This window comes from Arthrobacter sp. 001422645 (assembly GCF_059816125.1).
Genome location: NZ_JCBANT010000001.1, coordinates 184,978 through 202,327, shown reverse-complemented (window position 1 = coordinate 202,327; position 17,350 = coordinate 184,978). Strand labels below are relative to the sequence as shown.

General features: G+C 67.0%; 19 protein-coding genes. 12 read left to right on the top strand and 7 right to left on the bottom strand.

What is annotated here, in order from left to right; all coding sequences use genetic code 11:
* Positions 1–80: 80 nt before the first annotated feature.
* The 5 genes from fdxA (at position 81) to AC6EUH_RS00885 (ending at position 4,574) form a co-directional block, all read left to right on the top strand.
* Positions 81–407, top strand: a complete 327-nt coding sequence (fdxA, locus tag AC6EUH_RS00905; protein ID WP_056425597.1) for a ferredoxin — start codon at positions 81–83, stop codon at positions 405–407.
* Positions 408–419: 12 nt separating this feature from the next.
* The gene (gene dapC / locus AC6EUH_RS00900; protein ID WP_499737548.1) at positions 420–1,568 is read left to right on the top strand and encodes a succinyldiaminopimelate transaminase; all 1,149 of its coding nucleotides are present in this window, start codon (positions 420–422) and stop codon (positions 1,566–1,568) included.
* 227 nt (positions 1,569–1,795) lie between these two features.
* Positions 1,796–3,079, top strand: coding sequence for a citrate synthase (locus tag AC6EUH_RS00895; protein ID WP_056425602.1), 1,284 nt, complete (start codon positions 1,796–1,798; stop codon positions 3,077–3,079).
* 186 nt (positions 3,080–3,265) lie between these two features.
* On the top strand, positions 3,266–3,904 hold the full coding sequence (locus tag AC6EUH_RS00890; protein WP_056425604.1) for a TetR/AcrR family transcriptional regulator: 639 nt from the start codon (positions 3,266–3,268) through the stop codon (positions 3,902–3,904).
* A 58-nt stretch (positions 3,905–3,962) separates the two neighbouring features.
* The gene (locus AC6EUH_RS00885) at positions 3,963–4,574 is read left to right on the top strand and encodes a hypothetical protein (protein WP_056425605.1); all 612 of its coding nucleotides are present in this window, start codon (positions 3,963–3,965) and stop codon (positions 4,572–4,574) included.
* Positions 4,575–4,659: 85 nt separating this feature from the next.
* On the opposite strand, the gene AC6EUH_RS00880 is transcribed toward AC6EUH_RS00885, so the two are convergent.
* On the bottom strand, positions 4,660–5,511 hold the full coding sequence (locus tag AC6EUH_RS00880) for a hypothetical protein (protein WP_499737547.1): 852 nt from the start codon (positions 5,509–5,511) through the stop codon (positions 4,660–4,662).
* A gap of 67 nt (positions 5,512–5,578) precedes the next feature.
* Positions 5,579–6,589, bottom strand: a complete 1,011-nt coding sequence (gene dapD / locus AC6EUH_RS00875) for a 2,3,4,5-tetrahydropyridine-2,6-dicarboxylate N-succinyltransferase (RefSeq protein ID WP_056425608.1) — start codon at positions 6,587–6,589, stop codon at positions 5,579–5,581.
* A 141-nt stretch (positions 6,590–6,730) separates the two neighbouring features.
* Between dapD and dapE the strand changes: the two genes are divergently transcribed.
* Complete coding sequence (gene dapE, locus AC6EUH_RS00870; RefSeq protein ID WP_499737546.1) at positions 6,731–7,855, top strand: succinyl-diaminopimelate desuccinylase; 1,125 nt, start codon at positions 6,731–6,733, stop codon at positions 7,853–7,855.
* Between the two features lie 93 nt (positions 7,856–7,948).
* On the opposite strand, the gene AC6EUH_RS00865 is transcribed toward dapE, so the two are convergent.
* The 4 genes from AC6EUH_RS00865 to AC6EUH_RS00850 all read right to left on the bottom strand — a co-directional run bounded on the left by AC6EUH_RS00865 (position 7,949) and on the right by AC6EUH_RS00850 (position 11,231).
* Entirely contained in the window at positions 7,949–8,782 is an 834-nt protein-coding gene (locus AC6EUH_RS00865; RefSeq protein ID WP_056425613.1) for an amino acid ABC transporter permease, read from the bottom strand.
* On the bottom strand, positions 8,779–9,429 hold the full coding sequence (locus AC6EUH_RS00860; RefSeq protein WP_056425615.1) for an amino acid ABC transporter permease: 651 nt from the start codon (positions 9,427–9,429) through the stop codon (positions 8,779–8,781). Before AC6EUH_RS00860 ends, AC6EUH_RS00865 begins: the two co-directional genes overlap by 4 nt.
* A 98-nt stretch (positions 9,430–9,527) precedes the next feature.
* Positions 9,528–10,406 carry a glutamate ABC transporter substrate-binding protein gene (locus AC6EUH_RS00855; protein WP_056425617.1) on the bottom strand — a complete coding sequence of 293 codons (879 nt, stop codon included), beginning with the start codon at positions 10,404–10,406 and terminating at the stop codon, positions 9,528–9,530.
* 69 nt (positions 10,407–10,475) lie between these two features.
* Entirely contained in the window at positions 10,476–11,231 is a 756-nt protein-coding gene (locus AC6EUH_RS00850; RefSeq protein WP_056425621.1) for an amino acid ABC transporter ATP-binding protein, read from the bottom strand.
* Between the two features lie 415 nt (positions 11,232–11,646).
* Between AC6EUH_RS00850 and AC6EUH_RS00845 the strand changes: the two genes are divergently transcribed.
* From AC6EUH_RS00845 to AC6EUH_RS00830, 4 genes are all read left to right on the top strand, one after another.
* On the top strand, positions 11,647–12,390 hold the full coding sequence (locus tag AC6EUH_RS00845) for an LOG family protein (protein WP_499737792.1): 744 nt from the start codon (positions 11,647–11,649) through the stop codon (positions 12,388–12,390).
* 43 nt (positions 12,391–12,433) lie between these two features.
* A complete protein-coding gene (locus tag AC6EUH_RS00840) occupies positions 12,434–12,796 on the top strand; it encodes a DivIVA domain-containing protein (RefSeq protein WP_056425624.1) in 363 nt (120 codons plus the stop codon).
* 59 nt (positions 12,797–12,855) lie between these two features.
* On the top strand, positions 12,856–14,175 hold the full coding sequence (locus AC6EUH_RS00835) for a putative hexosyltransferase (RefSeq protein ID WP_056425627.1): 1,320 nt from the start codon (positions 12,856–12,858) through the stop codon (positions 14,173–14,175).
* Between the two features lie 244 nt (positions 14,176–14,419).
* The gene (locus AC6EUH_RS00830; protein WP_082492535.1) at positions 14,420–14,587 is read left to right on the top strand and encodes a DUF3117 domain-containing protein; all 168 of its coding nucleotides are present in this window, start codon (positions 14,420–14,422) and stop codon (positions 14,585–14,587) included.
* 134 nt (positions 14,588–14,721) lie between these two features.
* Here the strand turns inward: AC6EUH_RS00830 and AC6EUH_RS00825 are convergent, their stop codons facing one another.
* Positions 14,722–15,354, bottom strand: a complete 633-nt coding sequence (locus tag AC6EUH_RS00825) for an O-methyltransferase (RefSeq protein WP_056425630.1) — start codon at positions 15,352–15,354, stop codon at positions 14,722–14,724.
* A 298-nt stretch (positions 15,355–15,652) separates the two neighbouring features.
* Here AC6EUH_RS00825 and sigE point away from each other — a divergent pair, with 298 nt between their 5' ends.
* On the top strand, positions 15,653–16,288 hold the full coding sequence (gene sigE, locus AC6EUH_RS00820) for an RNA polymerase sigma factor SigE (protein WP_056425632.1): 636 nt from the start codon (positions 15,653–15,655) through the stop codon (positions 16,286–16,288).
* Positions 16,289–16,296: 8 nt separating this feature from the next.
* The gene (locus tag AC6EUH_RS00815) at positions 16,297–17,331 is read left to right on the top strand and encodes a hypothetical protein (RefSeq protein WP_499737545.1); all 1,035 of its coding nucleotides are present in this window, start codon (positions 16,297–16,299) and stop codon (positions 17,329–17,331) included.
* The last annotated feature ends 19 nt before the right edge of the window (positions 17,332–17,350 follow it).

Below are 17,350 nucleotides of genomic sequence, written 5' to 3'. Positions count from 1 at the left end.
GGCTCAGAAGTCAGCAGCCGGCGCTCAGGCCGGGAGCAGTTTCCGGCCGTCGCCGGAACCAACGTGGAGAGGCCAGGGACGTGACGTACGTAATCGCGCAGCCGTGTGTAGATGTCAAGGACAAGGCATGTATTGAAGAGTGCCCCGTCGATTGCATCTATGAGGGTGAGCGTTCCCTGTACATCCACCCGGACGAGTGCGTGGACTGCGGTGCCTGTGAGCCGGTCTGCCCCGTCGAAGCCATCTACTACGAGGATGACACCCCCGAGGAGTGGGCTGACTACTACAAGGCCAACGTTGAATTCTTCGATGTCCTGGGCTCCCCGGGCGGGGCGGCGAAGGTGGGCAACACCCACACGGACCACCCGATGATCGCGGCCCTCCCGCCGCAGAACCAAGAGAGCTAAGGCGGGTCGCCCGTGACATCTGCGCTGCGCAGCTTCGGCCTCAGCCTGCCCGATTACCCGTGGGAAGCCCTGGCGCCGTACCTCGCCAGGGCGGCCGAACACCCCGGGGGAGTAGCAAACCTGTCCATCGGAACGCCGGTGGACGGCACCCCCGAAGTGGTGCAGGCGGCCCTGCGCGCAGCAGCCAATGCCCCCGGGTACCCCACAGTCCACGGCACGGCCGGGCTGCGGGAGGCCATCGCGGCGTGGTTTGAGCGCCGCCGCGGCGTTCCCGGGCTGGATCCGCAGGACATCATGCCCACGGTGGGCTCCAAGGAACTGGTGGCCTGGCTCCCGTTCCTGCTGGGCCTCAAAGCCGGCGACGTCGTTGTCCGCCCCACGGTCGCATACCCCACCTACGACATCGGCGCCACGTTCGCCGGTGCGGAACACATCGCCGCTGACGACCTCGACGAGCTCGACGCCGCCACCCGCGCCCGGGTGCGCCTGGTCTGGGTCAACTCGCCGGCCAACCCGACCGGCAGCGTCCGCGACGCCGAATCCCTTCGCAGGATCGTCCGGCAGGCCCGGGAACTCGGTGCCGTAGTGGCCTCGGACGAGTGCTACGCCGAACTGGGCTGGGGCGAATGGGACGTCCAGCGTGGCGGCAGTCCGGTGCCCAGCATCCTGGACCCCCTGGTTGCCGAGGGCTCCCATGAGGGCCTCCTGGCTGTGTACTCGCTGAGCAAGCAGTCCAATCTGGCCGGCTACCGCGCCGCCTTCGTGGCCGGCGACCCGGCCATCATGGCGAACCTCGTCAACAGCCGCAAACATGCGGGCATGATTGTCCCCTACCCGGTCCAGGAAGCGATGCGGGTTGCCCTCGGCGACGACGCCCACGTCCAAGCGCAGAAGGACCTCTACCGCGGCCGCCGGGAACGGATTGTGCCGGCGCTGGAGCGTTTTGGCCTGACCATCCACGAATCCCGGGCCGGACTCTACCTCTGGGCCACTGCGGGTGAAGCCACCTGGGACACGGTGGGCCGGCTCGCGGACCGCGGGATCGTCGTCGGTCCGGGGGTGTTCTACGGCGACGCCGGCAATGGATTCATCCGGGTCGCGCTGACGGCCAGTGACGAGCGGATAGACGCCGCCGCCGCCCGCCTGGCCACAGGGCCGTAACAATGCTGTGACGCGTGCCACAACGGGCGCGTTTTGGGTGGTTCCGGAGCGCCTCGGATTAGTACCACCCGGAATCTGACGGTAGTTTTTAACTGACTATCAATGGTGGCTTTCCACAAGAAGGCAGCGCGGCCGTTGGAATCCGTGTCTAAACAGGTTCCGTGGGCGGCTTCACCAGAAGTTGGACCAGCTTTCTACAGAGGCCCCGACGCCTCAGAGGAGACTCCATGACTGAGACCACCAGCGCAACCCTGCGCCATGCCGGCGGCGAGCTCGAACTCCCGCGCATCCAGGTTGTAGAAGGAAACGAAGGCTACGACGTTTCCAAGCTGCTGAAGCAGACCGGTGCCGTCGCCTTTGACCCCGGTTTTATGAACACGGCGGCGACCACTTCCGCCATCACGTACATCGACGGCGACGCCGGTGTCCTGCGGTACCGCGGCTACCCGATCGAGCAGCTCGCCCAGCACTCGAGCTTCCTGGAAGTTTCCTACCTGCTGATCTACGGCAACCTGCCGACCCCCACCGAGCTGGAAGCCTTTGACCAGCGGATCCGCCACCACACACTGCTGCACGAAGAGCTCAAGGGCTTCTTCAGCGGCTTCCCGCGTGACGCCCACCCGATGCCTGTCCTGTCCTCGGCAGTATCCGCGCTCTCCACGTTCTACCAGGACTCGCTGGATCCCTTCAACGCCGAGCAGGTTGAGGTCTCGACCTACCGGCTGCTGGCCAAGATGCCCGTCATTGCCGCCTACGCCCTGAAGAAGAGCATCGGCCAGCCCATGCTCTACCCGGACAACTCCCACAACCTCGTGGAGAACTTCCTGCGCCTGAGCTTCGGCCTTCCGGCCGAGCAGTACGAGGTGGACCCGGTGGTTGCCAAGGCGCTTGATCTGCTGCTCATCCTGCACGCCGACCACGAGCAGAACTGCTCGACCTCCACGGTCCGGCTGGTCGGTTCCTCCAACGCCAACCTCTTCGCCTCCGTGTCCGCCGGCATCAACGCACTCTTCGGCCCCGCCCACGGCGGCGCCAACGAGGCCGTGCTGAAGATGCTGCGCCAGATCCAGGCCGACGGCACCAAGCCCGAGGACTACATGGAGAAGGTCAAGAACAAGGAGGACGGCGTCCGCCTCATGGGCTTCGGGCACCGCGTCTACAAGAACTACGACCCGCGCGCCAAGATCGTCAAGGCCACGGCTCACGAGATCCTCACCAAGCTCGGCGGCAACGACGAACTCCTGGACATCGCCCTGCGCCTCGAAGAGAAGGCCCTGAATGATGACTACTTCATCCAGCGCAAGCTCTACCCGAACGTGGACTTTTACACCGGCCTGATCTACAAGGCCATGGGCTTCCCGGAGAAGATGTTCACCGTGCTCTTCGCGATCGGCCGGCTTCCGGGCTGGATCGCACAGTGGCGTGAAATGATCAGCGACCCCAATACCAAGATCGGCCGCCCGCGGCAGCTCTACATCGGCGAGCCGGAGCGCAACTACCCCTCCGTGTAGCCCGGTAGTCCGCAAAAGACCCCAGCACTACGACGCCGGCCGCTCACCTTTCCAAGGGTGCGCGGCCGGCGTCGTTGTGTCCGGGACCGTTTCAGGACGGACGATTGTGACTATCGCCGCAGGTGGGAGCCCTGCCAGCCGGTGTGGCCCCACGTCGTTCGGGCACATCCGTGCTAAAAAAGACTAATGCCCAAATTTGTCGACGCCGCATTGCGGCGCCAGGAAGTGGTCGAAGCGGTCTTCCGGATCGTCGCAGCGGACGGACTCGAAAGGGCTTCGCTCCGCGAGGTCGCGGACGAGGCGGAACTGGCCGTTGGATCGGTCCGCCACTACTTCGCCAGCAGCGACGAACTCCTGGCCCATTCCTTCGGGGTGGTCGTGGACCGGATCGTGGACCGGCTGGCAGCAGCGGATGACCGCCTTGCGGAGGCGCAGCCCGGCACCCCGGAACACCGCCAAGGCGTATTAACCCTGCTGGGCGAGTTTCTTCCCCTGGACGAGGAACGCGCGGTGGACGCCTGCGTCTGGATGGCGTTCAAGAATGCCGCAAGGACCAAGCCGTTCCTGGCCGCGGAAGCCGACCGGAGCCACCGCGCCGTAGCCGCAATCGTCGGGCGGCTGGTGATGGAGCTGTCGTCAGCCCGCGGCACCGACGTGACCATGGACCAGCAGCGGCTGGTCACCGAGGCCGAGCGCCTGCTGGCCACCCTGGACGGGCTCACCATGCACGCCCTGCTGCAGCCCGAATGGATGACCGCGCAGATGTGCAACGATGTGTTGGAGTCCCATCTCGCGGGCCTGGGCAGCTACGCTGGCAGCCATTAACGTGCGTTAACTTCAGGAATAGACTGGGAACGTACGTCTTGCCAAGGGAGGCAATTGGATGCACCACACAGGCGGGCCGGGCTGGCGGATCACCATGGACACTTCGGGTCCCATGCTCATTGCACTGTACGTTCGTGACGCTGCCGGACTGGACAGCGCTGGGCACCCGGCACTCTGCCAGGCGGCACCGAAGATCCGGCCTGCGGACCACACGCACCTCGTTGCCGAGGTAGGCGGACTCGGTGCCCTCAAAACCGAATGGGAAGCCTGGTGGGAGCAGCTCCTGAAGGCGCATCCCGAGATGTCCCCGGAACTGGGTCCGCCCGGCTTCCGCAGCTTCAGCAATTCCCCCGCGCTCCGGCGCGTGCTGCAGGCGCATTTTGGGGCTGCCCTGTCGTGGGCCCGGGAGCGCCGCGGCGAGTACCTGTCCCTGGAAGCCGAACGCGAAGCCGCGGGCGGCGTTCAACTGCTGCAGGACATGGTGGATGACCGGCTGCTTGAGGTGGGCCGGGCCGCCAATGACTTCACGTTGACCATCATCGAACTGCCCCTGGCCGAGCCGAGGGCCTGGTACCTGGAGCCCGACAAAATCATCATGAGCTCCGACCTGATGTCCCAGCCGGAGTTGTTCCGCAGCTATGTGCAGCCCGTGGTGGACCTGCTGGTCTGAGTCCGGCCGCGGGCGCTGAGTCCGGCGCAGGCGCCCCTCGGAGCACGTCAGGCTCCTGTGTCCCGCCGGGGGCAGGGAAAAGCGTCTATGGGGTCGGTGCCTCGGCGACGGTGACCCGGACCTGTCCGGCCGGCACGTCGGAGGGCTGCCAGCCGTCGCGGTCCTGCCGGGACCAGCCGCGGCCTTCGGCCTGTACTTCCGTGATGGACAGTGCCTTGGCGTTGGCAACGGCCCACTGAGCCAAGGCCCAGGCCCGCGTTCCCTCGGCGTCCAGGACGAGTGTGCTGCCATCCGTGGAGGCCGGAACGTCGCCGAAGGCGGCTGTCAGCCGCTCCTGCACGGCAGCCGGGTCGCCGGCCTCGTCGGGGGCGCGCAGCGAGCAGTCCAGGCCCGCGGCGGTCTGCCCGCTCAACGACGAGGCGAAGGCGCGGGCCATGACCTCGTGTTGGGCGTAGGCGTCCGGGTACGCGGAGCGCTGGACCCGCTGCGCGGCGTCGGTTATGTTCAGCGCCTGGTAGTCGGGGACCTTCGCGAGGGCGTCGTAGAAGGCGTTGCTTGCGTGATACGGGTCCATCACCTGTTCCGCAGTGCCCCAGCCCTGCGAGGGCCGCTGCTGGAAGAGGCCGCGGGAGTCCGGGCCTGCCTGGTCGCCATGGCTGATGTTCCGGATTTTGGACTCCTGCATGGCCGTGGCGAGTGCGATGCTGGCGGCCCGTGCGGGGAGCCCCCGGCGGACGGCGACGGCGGTAATGAGGCCGGCGTTGGCGGCCTGGTCCGTTGCGAGTTCGGCGCTGCCGCCGCCGACGGCCGTGCAGCGTTCGGTGATGAGGACTTCCGACCGCTGCACGAACGAAACCGCCGTGTAAACCCCGCCCGCGACCATTGCCAGGGTCAGCAGCAGCACAATTCGACGGCGCAAGCTGCCTTTGCGTGCCACGTGACTACTCCCTCAGGCCCGTCCGGGCCGGTCCATGCTGATGACGGTTGATTTCCCGCACCCAACCTTAGTTGGCGTGCAGGGCCTCGTTGAGTTCGACGGTCTGGCCCTTGCGCGGGAGGACCTCGACTTCACCGGTGGAGGAGTTGCGGCGGAACAGCAGGTTCGGGACACCGGAGAGCTCCACGGCCTTGACGATCTGGCTGGTGTCCTCGCCGTCGGCGTCCTTGGCGCCGACCACGCGGACGCGCGTGCCGGCCGTGACGTAGAGGCCGGCTTCGACGACGGAATCGTCGCCGATGCTGATGCCCACGCCGGAGTTGGCGCCCAGCAGCACCCGCTCGCCGAGGGAAATCTTTTCCTTGCCGCCGCCGGACAGGGTCCCCATGATGGAGGCGCCGCCGCCGACGTCGGACCCGTCACCGGCGACGACGCCGGCGGAGATGCGGCCTTCCACCATGGACGTGCCCAGGGTGCCCGCGTTGAAGTTGACGAAGCCTTCGTGCATAACCGTGGTGCCCTCGGCGAGGTGCGCGCCGAGGCGGACCCGGTCGGCGTCGGCAATGCGGACGCCGGAGGGGATGACGTAGTCGACCATGCGGGGGAACTTGTCCACACCGTAGACGGTGACGGCGCCGCGCTTGCGCAGCAGGGCGCGGGTCAGTTCAAAGCCCTCGACGGCGGCGGGACCGAAGTTGGTCCACACGACGTTGGGGAGTTTGCCGAAGATGCCGTCCAGGTTGATGCTGTTGGGCTGCACCAGGCGGTGCGAGAGCAGGTGCAGGCGCAGGTAGGCGTCGGCAGTGTCGGCGGGGGCTTCGTCGAGGTGGATCTGGGCGAACACGACCTTCTGCTCGGTGCCCCGGTCGGCGTCGGCTCCGGTTGCGGCGATGTCCAGCAGGGCCGGGTCCGCGTTTGCCACGTCGCGGAGGTTCTCCGCCGCTGTTCCGAGGGCCGGTGCCGGGAACCAGACGTCCAGCACCGTGGCGTCACCGTTGCCGGTGGCGATGGTTGCGACGCCGTAGCCGTAGGCGGAGCGGGGGTCTGCGGGCACTGCGGAAGTAGCGGTTTCAGTCATGCCACAAGTCTATCGACGGCGCACGCGCTCCCCGAAACCGGTGACGGCCCAACCGGCCGGCAGCGGGGGCCGCTGTGCCGTCGCAAATGGCCGCAGCCGTCGGTCCGCTGGGGCAAGCCGGCAGGCATATACAGTGGAACGGTGACTGAGCATACTGCCCCCGCCCGCCTGGACCTGCACCAGGACGTTGCCCTGCTGACCGCGGACATCATCGACATTTTCAGTGTGTCGGGGGAGGAGCGCCGGTTGGCCGACGCCGTGGAGCATGCCCTCCGCTCCGTTCCGCAGCTGGAAGTGGTCCGCGACGGCGACTCGATCATTGCCCGCACCAACCTTGGCCGCGCCGAGCGTGTCATCCTCGCCGGGCACCTGGACACGGTGCCGCTGCCCACCACCGAGGGCTCCCTGGGGACCGTCCCGTCCTACTGGCCGTCGGGGGCCCCCGGCGAGGGGATACTGTACGGCCGCGGTGCCACCGACATGAAGGGCGGCGTCGCGGTCCAGCTGGCCCTGGCCGCGGGCCTGTTCGACGGCGGCGCGGAACCGGACAAGGACATCACCTTCGTCTTTTACGACCACGAGGAAGTCGAGGCCGTCAAGAGCGGACTCGGCCGGCTCGTCCGGAACCACGGCGGCCTCCTGGGCGGGGACTTTGCGATTCTGCTTGAACCTACAAACGGGACGGTGGAGGGCGGCTGCAACGGCACGATCCGCTTCGAAGCGACAACGACCGGCGAAGCCGCGCACTCCGCCCGCGCCTGGATGGGCAGCAACGCGATTCATGCCGCCGCCCCGATCCTGGCCAGGCTTGCCGCGTATGAGCCCCGGACCATTAGCGTGGACGGCCTGGACTACCGGGAAAGCCTCAACGCCGTGAAGGTCAACGGCGGGACCGCCGGCAACGTCATCCCGGACCGGTGCGTCGTGGAAATCAACTACCGGTTCGCCCCGGACAAGACCCCGGATGAGGCGGAGCGTCACGTGCGGGAACTGCTGGAAGGCTTCGACGTCGTGCGGACCGACAGCGCCGCCGGCGCCCGGCCCGGACTGACCCACCCCGCTGCGGCGTCCTTCGTCGCTGCGGTCGGTGCCGCGCCGAAGCCGAAATACGGCTGGACCGACGTCGCGCGGTTCAGCGAGCTGGGCATCCCGGCCGTGAACTTCGGGCCCGGCGACGCCCTGCTGGCGCACAAGGACAACGAACACGTCGACGCCGATGCGATCCGCGATTGCCTGCGGGCGCTGCGGAGCTGGCTCACGGAGTAACCACGGAGCACGTAAAAAGGTCCGGAAGCCCTTGCGGGATTCCGGACCTTTTTGTGTGCGGGGCGGTCTGCGCCGGGACTGCTTCGCGCGAAACTACTTGGCGGGGATCCCCGCGACCGGGACGTGCACCACGCCGCCGGCGGCCTTCTTGGATCCGCGCTTCTCAATCCAGATCGCGAGCCGGGAGACGGAGAAGTTGATGGCGATGTAGATCGCCGCCGCCACGAAGAACACCGGGAACAGGTAGTCCGGGCCCAGGAAGTCGGCCATGATCTGCACTTTGCGGAGCAGTTCCTCGTAGGACACGATGTAGCCCAGCGAGGTGTCCTTCAGGAGGACCACAAGCTGCGCCACGAGGGAGGGCAGCATGCGCCGGATCGCCTGCGGCAGTTCGATGCTGCGCCGGGACGCGAAGCTGGTGAGGCCGATCGCGAGGCCTGCTTCACGCTGGCCCTTGGGCAGGGACTGGATGCCGGCGCGGATGATCTCGGCGAAGATCGCCGAGTTGTACAGCACCAGGCCGGCGACGACGGCGACGAAGGATCCGGTCGCGAACACCAGCAGCACGAAGAACATCATCAGGACCACGGGCATGCCGCGCAGGAATTCCAGCACGATCCGGGTGGGGATGCGGATCCAGGCGACGTCGGAGATGCGCATGAGGCACAGCACCAGGCCCAGCGGGAAGGCGATGACCGCGGCGACCGCGGCGGCGGTGAGGGTCGCGCCGATGCCGTTGCCGATCAGCACCCAGACGTCTGGAATCTGGAAGACAGCCCAGCGTTGTGGTTCGAAAATGCCCTGCTGGGCGAGGATGGAAATGGACCACCAGAGCAGTCCGGCGATGGCGATGACGCCGATGATGGAGCCGATCAGGGAGACTCGGCGGGCCTTAGGGCCGGGGACGTCGTAAAGGACCGAGCTCATCGGGCGATCGCCACCTTTCGTTCAACCAGGTTGGCGATGTAGCCAAGCGGGACGGTTATCAGCAGGTAGAAGAAGGCGACGCCGACGAGGACCCACAGCACGGCGTCTCCGTTGGCGTTGGCGAGCTGGCGGCCGTAGCCGAAGAGCTCCATCACGTAGAAGGCGCCGGCCACCGAGGAGTTCTTGACGAGGGCGATCAGGATGTTGATCATGGGCGGAATCACCGTGCGCAGCGCCTGCGGAAGGATGATGAGGGTCAGGACCTGGCTGAACTTCATGCCGATGCTGCGGGCGGCCTCGGCCTGGCCGACCGGGACGCTGTTGACGCCGGAGCGCACCGCTTCGGCGATGAACGCCGAGGTGTAGGCGCTCAGGGCGATGATGGCGGCGACCTCGAACTGTTGGAACGTCACCCCAAGCCGGGGCAGGACCACGGCGGCGAAGAAGAATGCGATAGTCAGCGGGGTATTCCGGACGATCTCCACGTAAGTCATGCTGAAGCCGCGCAGGGCGGCGACGGGCGAGACGCGGGCTGCCGCGAGCAGGGTGCCGAAAATTAGTGCGAAGATCCCCGAGACCACGGACAGGAAGAGGGTTCTGAGAAAACCATCCACATACGCGGGAAGGTTATCAATGATGACGTCCATAGGTTCCTTAGGCTGCCTTGAGGGGAGTGGTGCGGGGGATGGGAATGGCGGTTGCCGGGGCCGCGTCGGGCGCGTGCCCCGGCAACCGCCACACCTGCCTAGTAGCGGTCGATCGTGGGAAGTGCGGGAGTGGTCTTGATGACCGTTCCGGCAGTGGTTTCCCAGGCCTTCTTGTAGGAACCGTCCTTGTCGGAGGCTTCCAGCTGGTCGTTGATCCACATGCGGAACGCGGTGTCGTCCTTCTTCAGGCCGATGCCGTAGGGCTCCTTGGTGAAGGTCTGATCCGAGGCCAGCTTGAAGGCGTCCGGTTCCTTGGACACGAATCCGGCCAGGATGACGTTGTCCGTGGTGATCGCTTCGACCTGCTTGTTGCGCAGCGGCTCAAGGCAAGCGGAGTAAGTGGCGGCCGGGACGAGGACTGCTCCGTACTTCTCGACGATCGTGGCGGCCGGGGTGGAACCGGTCACGGAGCAGACGTTTTTGCCCTTGACGTCTTCGGGCTTGGTGATGGTTGTGTTGTCCTTGTTGACCATCAGCGCCTGGCCGGCCTCGTAGTACGGTCCGGCAAAGTCGACTTCGGTCTTGCGCTTGTCGTTGATCGTGTAGGTGGCGACGATCATGTCCACCTTGCCCTGCTTGATGAACTGCTCGCGGTTGGCGGAGACGGTCTCCACCCACTCGATCTTGTCAGCGGGGATGCCCAGCTTCGCGGCGATCAGCTTGCCGATTTCCACGTCGAAACCGACGGGCTTGCCGTCGAGGCCCTTCTGGCCGAACAGCGGCTGATCGAACTTGGTGCCGATGACGATCTTGCCGGCAGATGAAAGCTTGGCCATGGTGGTGTCGGCCGCGAAGCTCGGCTTCTCTGCCACAGGCGGGTTGGACGTGGTGCTGCTGCCGCCGCAGGCGCTCAGGCTGAGCGCCAGCGCCGCGGACGCGGCAACCAGAAGGGATTTCCTTCGGAAAAATGCCTTCATGACATTCCTTTCATTGGACGGCCGCCTTGCGGCGGCCGGGGTGCGAACTCGGAGGGAACTCGTCAGGGATCAGTGGGTCAGCAGCTTGGAGAGGAAGTCTTTGGCGCGGCTGCTCTTGGGGTTGTTGAAGAACTCTTCGGGGGTGTCATCCTCGACGATCTGGCCGGCGTCCATGAAGATCACGCGGTCAGCGGCCTTGCGGGCGAAGCCCATCTCGTGGGTGACCACGATCATGGTCATGCCTTCCTTCGCCAGCTGGATCATGACGTCGAGGACTTCGTTGATCATTTCCGGGTCCAGGGCAGAGGTGGGCTCATCGAAGAGCATGACTTTCGGCTTCATGGCCAGGGCACGGGCAATCGCCACGCGCTGCTGCTGCCCGCCGGAGAGCTGCGCCGGCAGCTTGGGCGCCTGGTGCCCGACGCCGACGCGTTCCAGCAGCGCCATGGCGTCCTTGTCGGCTTCGGTCTTCGAGAGACCCTTGACCTTGATGGGGCCGAGGGTGACGTTCTCTAGGATCGTCTTGTGGGCGAAGAGGTTGAATGACTGGAAGACCATCCCGACGTCGGCCCGCAGTTTGGCGAGTTCCTTGCCCTCTTCGGGCAGTTCCTTGCCGTCGATCTTGATGACGCCGTCGTCGATCGTTTCCAGGCGGTTGATGGCCCGGCAAAGTGTCGACTTGCCGGAACCCGACGGTCCGATGACGACAACAACCTCGCCCTTGCGGACATTCAGGTTGATGTCCTTCAGGACGTGCAACTGGCCGTAATGCTTATTGACGGCGTTCAGGGAGACGAGCGCGTCGCCGGGCACTTGAGTAGTCATAAGAAGAATCTAGCGAACATTGCGGCTTTATGACCGCAATCACTCCGACTTCCTAGAGATCGTGATTCAAGAGATACCTGCAGGTCAGAGTGTCTGATGTGGCGTCGGGTACCCTGCGGTGCCCACCGGAGGTTCTGGCCGCGGCACCCGGGCGCCCGGGCCGCGCCGGACGGGCGCCGCCCGATTTCCGCGCTAACCTGTGGGCATGAGTACCGACCCGCAGTCCGCGCCAACCGGAAAGCCGGCCTCGGCGGCAGCCGGAAAACCAGCCGGAAAACCAGCCGGAAAACCAGCCGCCACCACAGCCGGGCAACCCGCTGGCAAGGCCTCCGGCGAACCCCACGACACGCCGCCCCCGGCCGGCATCCGGCACAAGGGGCCCCTTGAGCTGCGGCGCAAGGCGGCCAGAGTCACGATGTCTGACCGGACGCTGCTGGACACCAAGGGGCCGGGCCAGTTTGTCCACACGGATCCGTGGCGGGTCCTGAGGATCCAGAGCGAGTTCGTTGAAGGGTTTGGCGCGCTGGCCGACCTGGGCCCGGCGGTGAGCGTCTTCGGCTCGGCACGGACCGTGCCCGGCAGCCTGAACTATGAACTCGCCGTCGAGGTGGGGCGGCAGCTCGCCGAAGCCGGCCTCGCCGTCATCACGGGCGGGGGCCCGGGCTCGATGGAGGCCGCCAACAAGGGCGCAGTCCAGGGCAACGGGGTGTCAGTGGGCCTCGGCATCGAACTGCCCTTCGAGCAGGGGATGAACCAGTGGGTGGACCTCGGGATCAACTTCAGGTACTTCTTCGCCCGCAAGACGATGTTCGTGAAGTACGCCCAGGGGTTCATCGTGCTGCCGGGCGGCCTCGGAACCCTGGATGAGCTCTTCGAAGCGATGGTCCTCGTCCAGACCCGGAAGGTGACCTCCTTCCCGATCGTCCTGCTCGGGACGGCGTTCTGGAGCCCGATGGTGGAATGGATCCAGAACACGCTTGTCTCCGAGGGCATGATGTCCGAGGAGGATCTGGACCTGCTGCAGGTGGTGGACGATCCCGCGCTCGCCGTGGAGCTGGTGGTGGAAGGCGCCGCCCGGCACCGGAACCCCAACGGCAGCAGCACCGGCAACGGGTCCACCAATGGGACCGCCAACGGAAACCCCGGCACGCGGGGCTGACACGCCACCGGCCGGACCCGCCGTCGTCTGGCACGATGGGGGAGTGAGCTTCTTCCTGGTTTTCCTTGCGATTGCGCTGGTTGGCGCCGCCTTTTTCCTCGGTGCCGGCCGGCCCTCGAAAGTCTTCCGTGGCCGCCGCGGGGCGGACGACGGCGGACTCCGCGCCTTCGATGACGGCTTCGACCAGCCGGTCGCGAACCTCCCGCCTGTGCTGCTGCCGGCCGAGGCAGAACCGTCCGACGTCGACCGCCTCCGTTTCGCCGTGGGCCTGCGGGGCTACCGGATGGACCAGGTGGACCAGGTGCTGGACGAGTTGCGGGACCAGCTCGCGGCCAAGGACCGGCAGATCGCGGAGCTGGGTACCGCCACTGGACGCCCCCGGCACAAGCCCGAGCAGGCTCCGTGAGTGGTGACCACGCCCGTCCGGAGGCGCCTGAGGCGGAGCCGCGGCCACACCGTGGTCCGGTGGCACGCCCTGCCCGCGGGCGCGGCGGGCCGGACCCGACCGCGGCAGCATGGAGCGTCATCGCAGCAGCCGGCGCCCGGGTGGCACGCTGGCCCTGGTGGGTCCAGGTGGGCGGACTCTATGTCGCCGCGCGGTTCGTCAGCGCCTGCATCTTCATGGCCGCCGCCCTGCACCAGGGCGTCAACCCCTGGTTCCCCGCCAAACCGGACTATTGGTCCTTCGTCAATATCTGGGACGCACGCTGGTACGGGGAAGCCCTGCAGAACGGCTACCCGGAGGTCCTCCCCACCGACGACGCGGGCAACGTGCAGGAGAACGCCTGGGCCTTCTACGCGCTCTTCCCCATGCTGGGCCGGGTGGTCGCGGGGCTGACCGGGATGCCGCCGGCGGCCGCGCTGACGCTCATCGCCCTGGTGGCGGGGCTGGGAGCGGCCCTGGCCATCTACAGCCTGTTCCGGCGCAAGGCATCGCACCGCACAGCGCTCTGGGCAACGGTGTTCGTCGCCACCTTTCCGGTCTCTCCCGTGCTGCAGGTACCGTACGCCGAGTCGCTGAACCTGCTCCTGCTGGCAGCCGCCCTGCTCCTGGTGGTGGATCGGCGGTACCTGCTGGCCATGCCCGTCGTGGTGCTGATGTGCCTGTCCCGGCCCACGGGCGTGCCTTTCGCGGCGATGGTGGGGCTGCTGTTCCTCCACCGGGCGTGGCAGTACTACTCGGCGGCCCGCGGACCGTCAGTCGCGGAGGGCTTCGGCGTCCGGGGCGCCAGGCCGTCCGGGACCGGGACGTCCAGCACCGTGCCGCACAGCGGCCCCCAGCTCTGGTCCTTGGCCGGGTTGACCGCGGTCAGCGGTATCGGCGCCCTCATGTGGCCGGCCATCGCCTGGGCCGTAACCGGTGATATCCAGGCCTACACCAAAACGGAAACCGTCTGGCGCGGCCACGACCTGGTGCCGTTCAAACCCTGGTTCGACACCGGCGTCCTGCTCTTCGGCCCGGTGCTGGGACTGCTGGCGCCCTTTGTCTTCGTGTCACTGTTCACCTTGTTCATGACGTGCCGCCCGGTGCGGGCGCTGGGCACGGAGTTGCGGCTCTGGTGCGCCTGCTACATGGGCTACCTGCTGCTCTTCCTCCACCCGCAGACAAGCACCTTCCGGATGCTGCTCCCGCTCTTCCCGCTGGCCCTCAGCGCGGCACTCGTCTCCCGGTCCCGCGCGTACCGCAGCACGGTGGTGGTGATGTTCCTGCTGCTTCAGATCGTCTGGATCGTCTGGTTGTGGGCCTGGGCTCCGCTGCCCGGCGGAGGGGACTATCCGCCGTGACGCGCGGCACCTTTCGCGGCTGCCGAAGCAGCATCGGTGGGATCAGGACGCGGCGCGTCGGAAAGTCCAACGATTAGCTACAGTCGCGTTGTTACGCGATAATAGATGGTAAGCAAGGACAAGAAGCAAACTGAGTTTATGGCCCTGATGGCTTTCATCACGGCCTCCGGGCAGCTTGATTGACTAAGCGGACGCAGCCCGGCCGGGCTGGTATGTCACTGGACTAATGGAGGGGATATTCCTTATGGCGGCTATGAAACCACGCACCGGCGACGGCCCGATGGAAGTTACCAAAGAAGGGCGCAGCTTGATCATGCGCGTCCCGCTCGAGGGCGGCGGGCGGCTTGTGGTCGAGCTGAACACTGCGGAAGCCACCAACTTGAAGGAATGCCTCGTCGGCGTTACCGAGTAACTGCACGGCACTCTTGGACAGAAGGGCGGGGTCCGCGACCGAATGGTTGCGGACCCCGCCCTTCTTTGGTCTTTCGGGCCCCGCTTGCCCTCCCGTGAAGGCGGTGCGCTGCCGGGGCCGGGACCTCATGAAGGTTACTTTTTAACGGCTACCAGCAGGCCGTCGCCGGTGGGCAGCATGGCCGATGCGAGGCGGTCGTCTTCGCGGATGGACCTGCCCACTTGGCGCAGGACGACGGTGGTGGCCTCGCGTGCGGCCGGGTTGGCGACGCGGTCCTGGTCCAGGGCATCGTTGACGATCAGCAGGCCGCCGGACTTGAGCAGGCGGACAGCTTGTTCCACGTAGCCCGGGTAATTCGGTTTGTCCGCGTCAATGAACACCAGGTCATAGGCGCCGTCCGTCAGCCGTGGGAGGACGTCGCGGGCACGGCCGGAAATGGTCCGCGTGCGGTTAGCCGGGCTGCCGGCCTCCTGGAACGCCTCGCGTGCGGCTTTCAGGTGCTCGACGTCGACATCGATGGTGGTCAGTACGGCGTGAGGACCCAGGCCGCGCAGGATGCAGACGCCGGAGACGCCCGCGCCCGTGCCGATTTCAACCGCGGTCTGGGCTTTGGACGACGCAGCCAAGACGGTCAGGACGGCCCCGACGCCCGGGCCGACCGGGGTGACGCCCAGTTCGAAGGACCGTTCGCGCGCGTGCAACAGAACCTCATCCTCGGCAGGCAGATCTTCTGCGTAGGACCAGCTCGTGGACTTATCGGCGCTCATGGAATTCGCTTTCTGGGCGGCAGGGGATTGTTTAGTCCAGCGTACTGTGTCAGGTGCTGACCGGCCGGGAGGCGCCCCCGCTGCGGGCCGGGATGGCGGGCACGGCGGCACAGCGCCGGACCGGCTTCCGGTTCCGCCGTGGGCGGAAGGAGGCCCGGCGTCAGGAAATTCCCAGCTTATGTTGAAATGATGGAGATCCGCTCATCCGCGTGGTGATCGGCGTCGAATCTAGGGTGAAGGAGCTTGCGCCCGCAAGCACCGTCCACGGCGTAAGCACCATCCACGAGGGGAGCGGACAATGTCGGTAGTGGCAGCTGTCCCTGCAACTGAAGAGTCCCTGCCTGCGGCGGAAGGGGAATGGGTCCGGCCCACCTGGGAGGAAGTGGTGACCAACCACTCCGCGAAGGTGTACCGCCTCGCGTACCGGCTCACCGGCAACAAGTACGACGCCGAGGACCTCACCCAGGAAGTGTTCGTCCGCGTGTTCCGCTCGCTCGAGAACTTCAAGCCCGGCACCCTGGACGGCTGGCTGCACCGGATCACCACCAACCTTTTCCTGGACCAGGCCCGGCGTAAGAGCCGGATCCGCTTTGACGCGCTGGCAGAAGACGCCGAATCCCGCCTGCCCGGACGCGAACCCGGGCCGGAACAGAGTTTTGAATTCAACAACCTTGACGTCGATGTCCAGGCCGCCCTGGAAGAGCTGCCCCCGGACTTCCGCGCCGCCGTCGTGCTCTGCGACCTCGAGGGGCTGTCCTACGACGAGGTGGCCGTCGCCCTGGGCATCAAGCTCGGGACTGTCCGCTCCAGGATCCACCGCGGACGGACCATGCTGCGGGAGAAGCTGGCGCACCGCGACCCGCGGCCGCAGCAGTCCGCCAAGACCTCGCTGAAGCCGCGGCTCAAGATGCCGCGCATCGCCGGTCTCCTCTGAACCAGGCGATGCGTCTGCTGAAACGACTGTTGCGCCGCGGCCATGACGGGCGGCGCCAGCACGTGGAATCGTGTGCGGAATGCCGGCTGCGGCTGCGCCGGGAGCGTGAGTACCTGGAGCGGCTGCGGGGAGCTGAAGTCCCCAAGGCCAGCGATGACCTGACAGCGCGACTGCTGGCTCGCACCGAGGAACTGGCCCGAAACGGAAAGCCTGCGACATACCGGCTGTCCGCCGACGTACCTGCTGCCCGCGGCTTTCGTCCGGCAATCCGGGCTGCCGTGCTGGTCGCCGGCAGCGCCGCGGCCGCAGCGGCCCTGCTCGGAGGATCGGCCTACCTGATGGGCGGCGAGCCCGCCCCGCTGGCCGGCGGAACGCCGGCCTCAGTTTTCCTGCAGCGGGACCTCTCAGCCTCCGCGCCGGCCGCCGCCGACGCCGCGGCGGGGCCGCCCGCCGGCTGGAGCCTCACCGGCGAACCGGATTTCACCCCGGCCGGAGCCCTCACTGCGGCGCAGCTCTCCACGCTGCGCTCCGAGGGCTGGACGTGCCCCGAGCTCCGTGAACTCGGCTATCACCTGGTCTGGGCCAGGGGCGGGGTGCTGGCCGGCGTCAACATTGTGGAACTGCGCCTCACCGACGGCCGGAATTTCGCGATCATCCTCGAACAGCACGGCAGCCGGCCCGCACGGTCCGCTACGCCGGGCGATGTGTCGCATTCTTCCCCCCAGGCGCCGGTCAATGTGCTCACGGGCCGGTCCGCGGCGTCGGATGGCTTTACCACCGAGACGGTTCCGGCCGGCGGTGTCCTGTGGGTCAACCATGCTTCCCCCTTCGCGGCCATCTACGAGTCCGGCGATGCCACGTTCACCTACGTCTCGGACCAGGCAGCGGAGCAGGCCGACGACGGCCTGGCCGCATTGGTGCGCGCCGGCACCCTGTCGCCGGGTGCGGCCGGCGGAGACGGGGCGGGGACCGGCGCCGGGCACAACGTCACCGCCCGGCTGGAGCGCGGCCTGGGCAGGATTCTGGAGCTGCTGGCCCCGTGACCGGCGGTTCTGCCGGGGC

Coding starts and splice junctions, on each gene's coding strand:
- AC6EUH_RS00845 (WP_499737792.1), top strand. CDS start 11,647: ATGTCTGACCGGACGCTGCTGGACACCAAGGGGCCGGGCCAGTTTGTC.
- AC6EUH_RS00890 (WP_056425604.1), top strand. CDS start 3,266: ATGCCCAAATTTGTCGACGCCGCATTGCGGCGCCAGGAAGTGGTCGAA.
- sigE (WP_056425632.1), top strand. CDS start 15,653: ATGTCGGTAGTGGCAGCTGTCCCTGCAACTGAAGAGTCCCTGCCTGCG.
- AC6EUH_RS00865 (WP_056425613.1), bottom strand. CDS start 8,782: ATGAGCTCGGTCCTTTACGACGTCCCCGGCCCTAAGGCCCGCCGAGTC.
- AC6EUH_RS00895 (WP_056425602.1), top strand. CDS start 1,796: ATGACTGAGACCACCAGCGCAACCCTGCGCCATGCCGGCGGCGAGCTC.
- AC6EUH_RS00885 (WP_056425605.1), top strand. CDS start 3,963: ATGCACCACACAGGCGGGCCGGGCTGGCGGATCACCATGGACACTTCG.
- AC6EUH_RS00855 (WP_056425617.1), bottom strand. CDS start 10,406: ATGAAGGCATTTTTCCGAAGGAAATCCCTTCTGGTTGCCGCGTCCGCG.
- AC6EUH_RS00850 (WP_056425621.1), bottom strand. CDS start 11,231: ATGACTACTCAAGTGCCCGGCGACGCGCTCGTCTCCCTGAACGCCGTC.
- AC6EUH_RS00825 (WP_056425630.1), bottom strand. CDS start 15,354: ATGAGCGCCGATAAGTCCACGAGCTGGTCCTACGCAGAAGATCTGCCT.
- AC6EUH_RS00830 (WP_082492535.1), top strand. CDS start 14,420: ATGGCGGCTATGAAACCACGCACCGGCGACGGCCCGATGGAAGTTACC.
- dapD (WP_056425608.1), bottom strand. CDS start 6,589: ATGACTGAAACCGCTACTTCCGCAGTGCCCGCAGACCCCCGCTCCGCC.
- AC6EUH_RS00815 (WP_499737545.1), top strand. CDS start 16,297: ATGCGTCTGCTGAAACGACTGTTGCGCCGCGGCCATGACGGGCGGCGC.
- AC6EUH_RS00860 (WP_056425615.1), bottom strand. CDS start 9,429: ATGGACGTCATCATTGATAACCTTCCCGCGTATGTGGATGGTTTTCTC.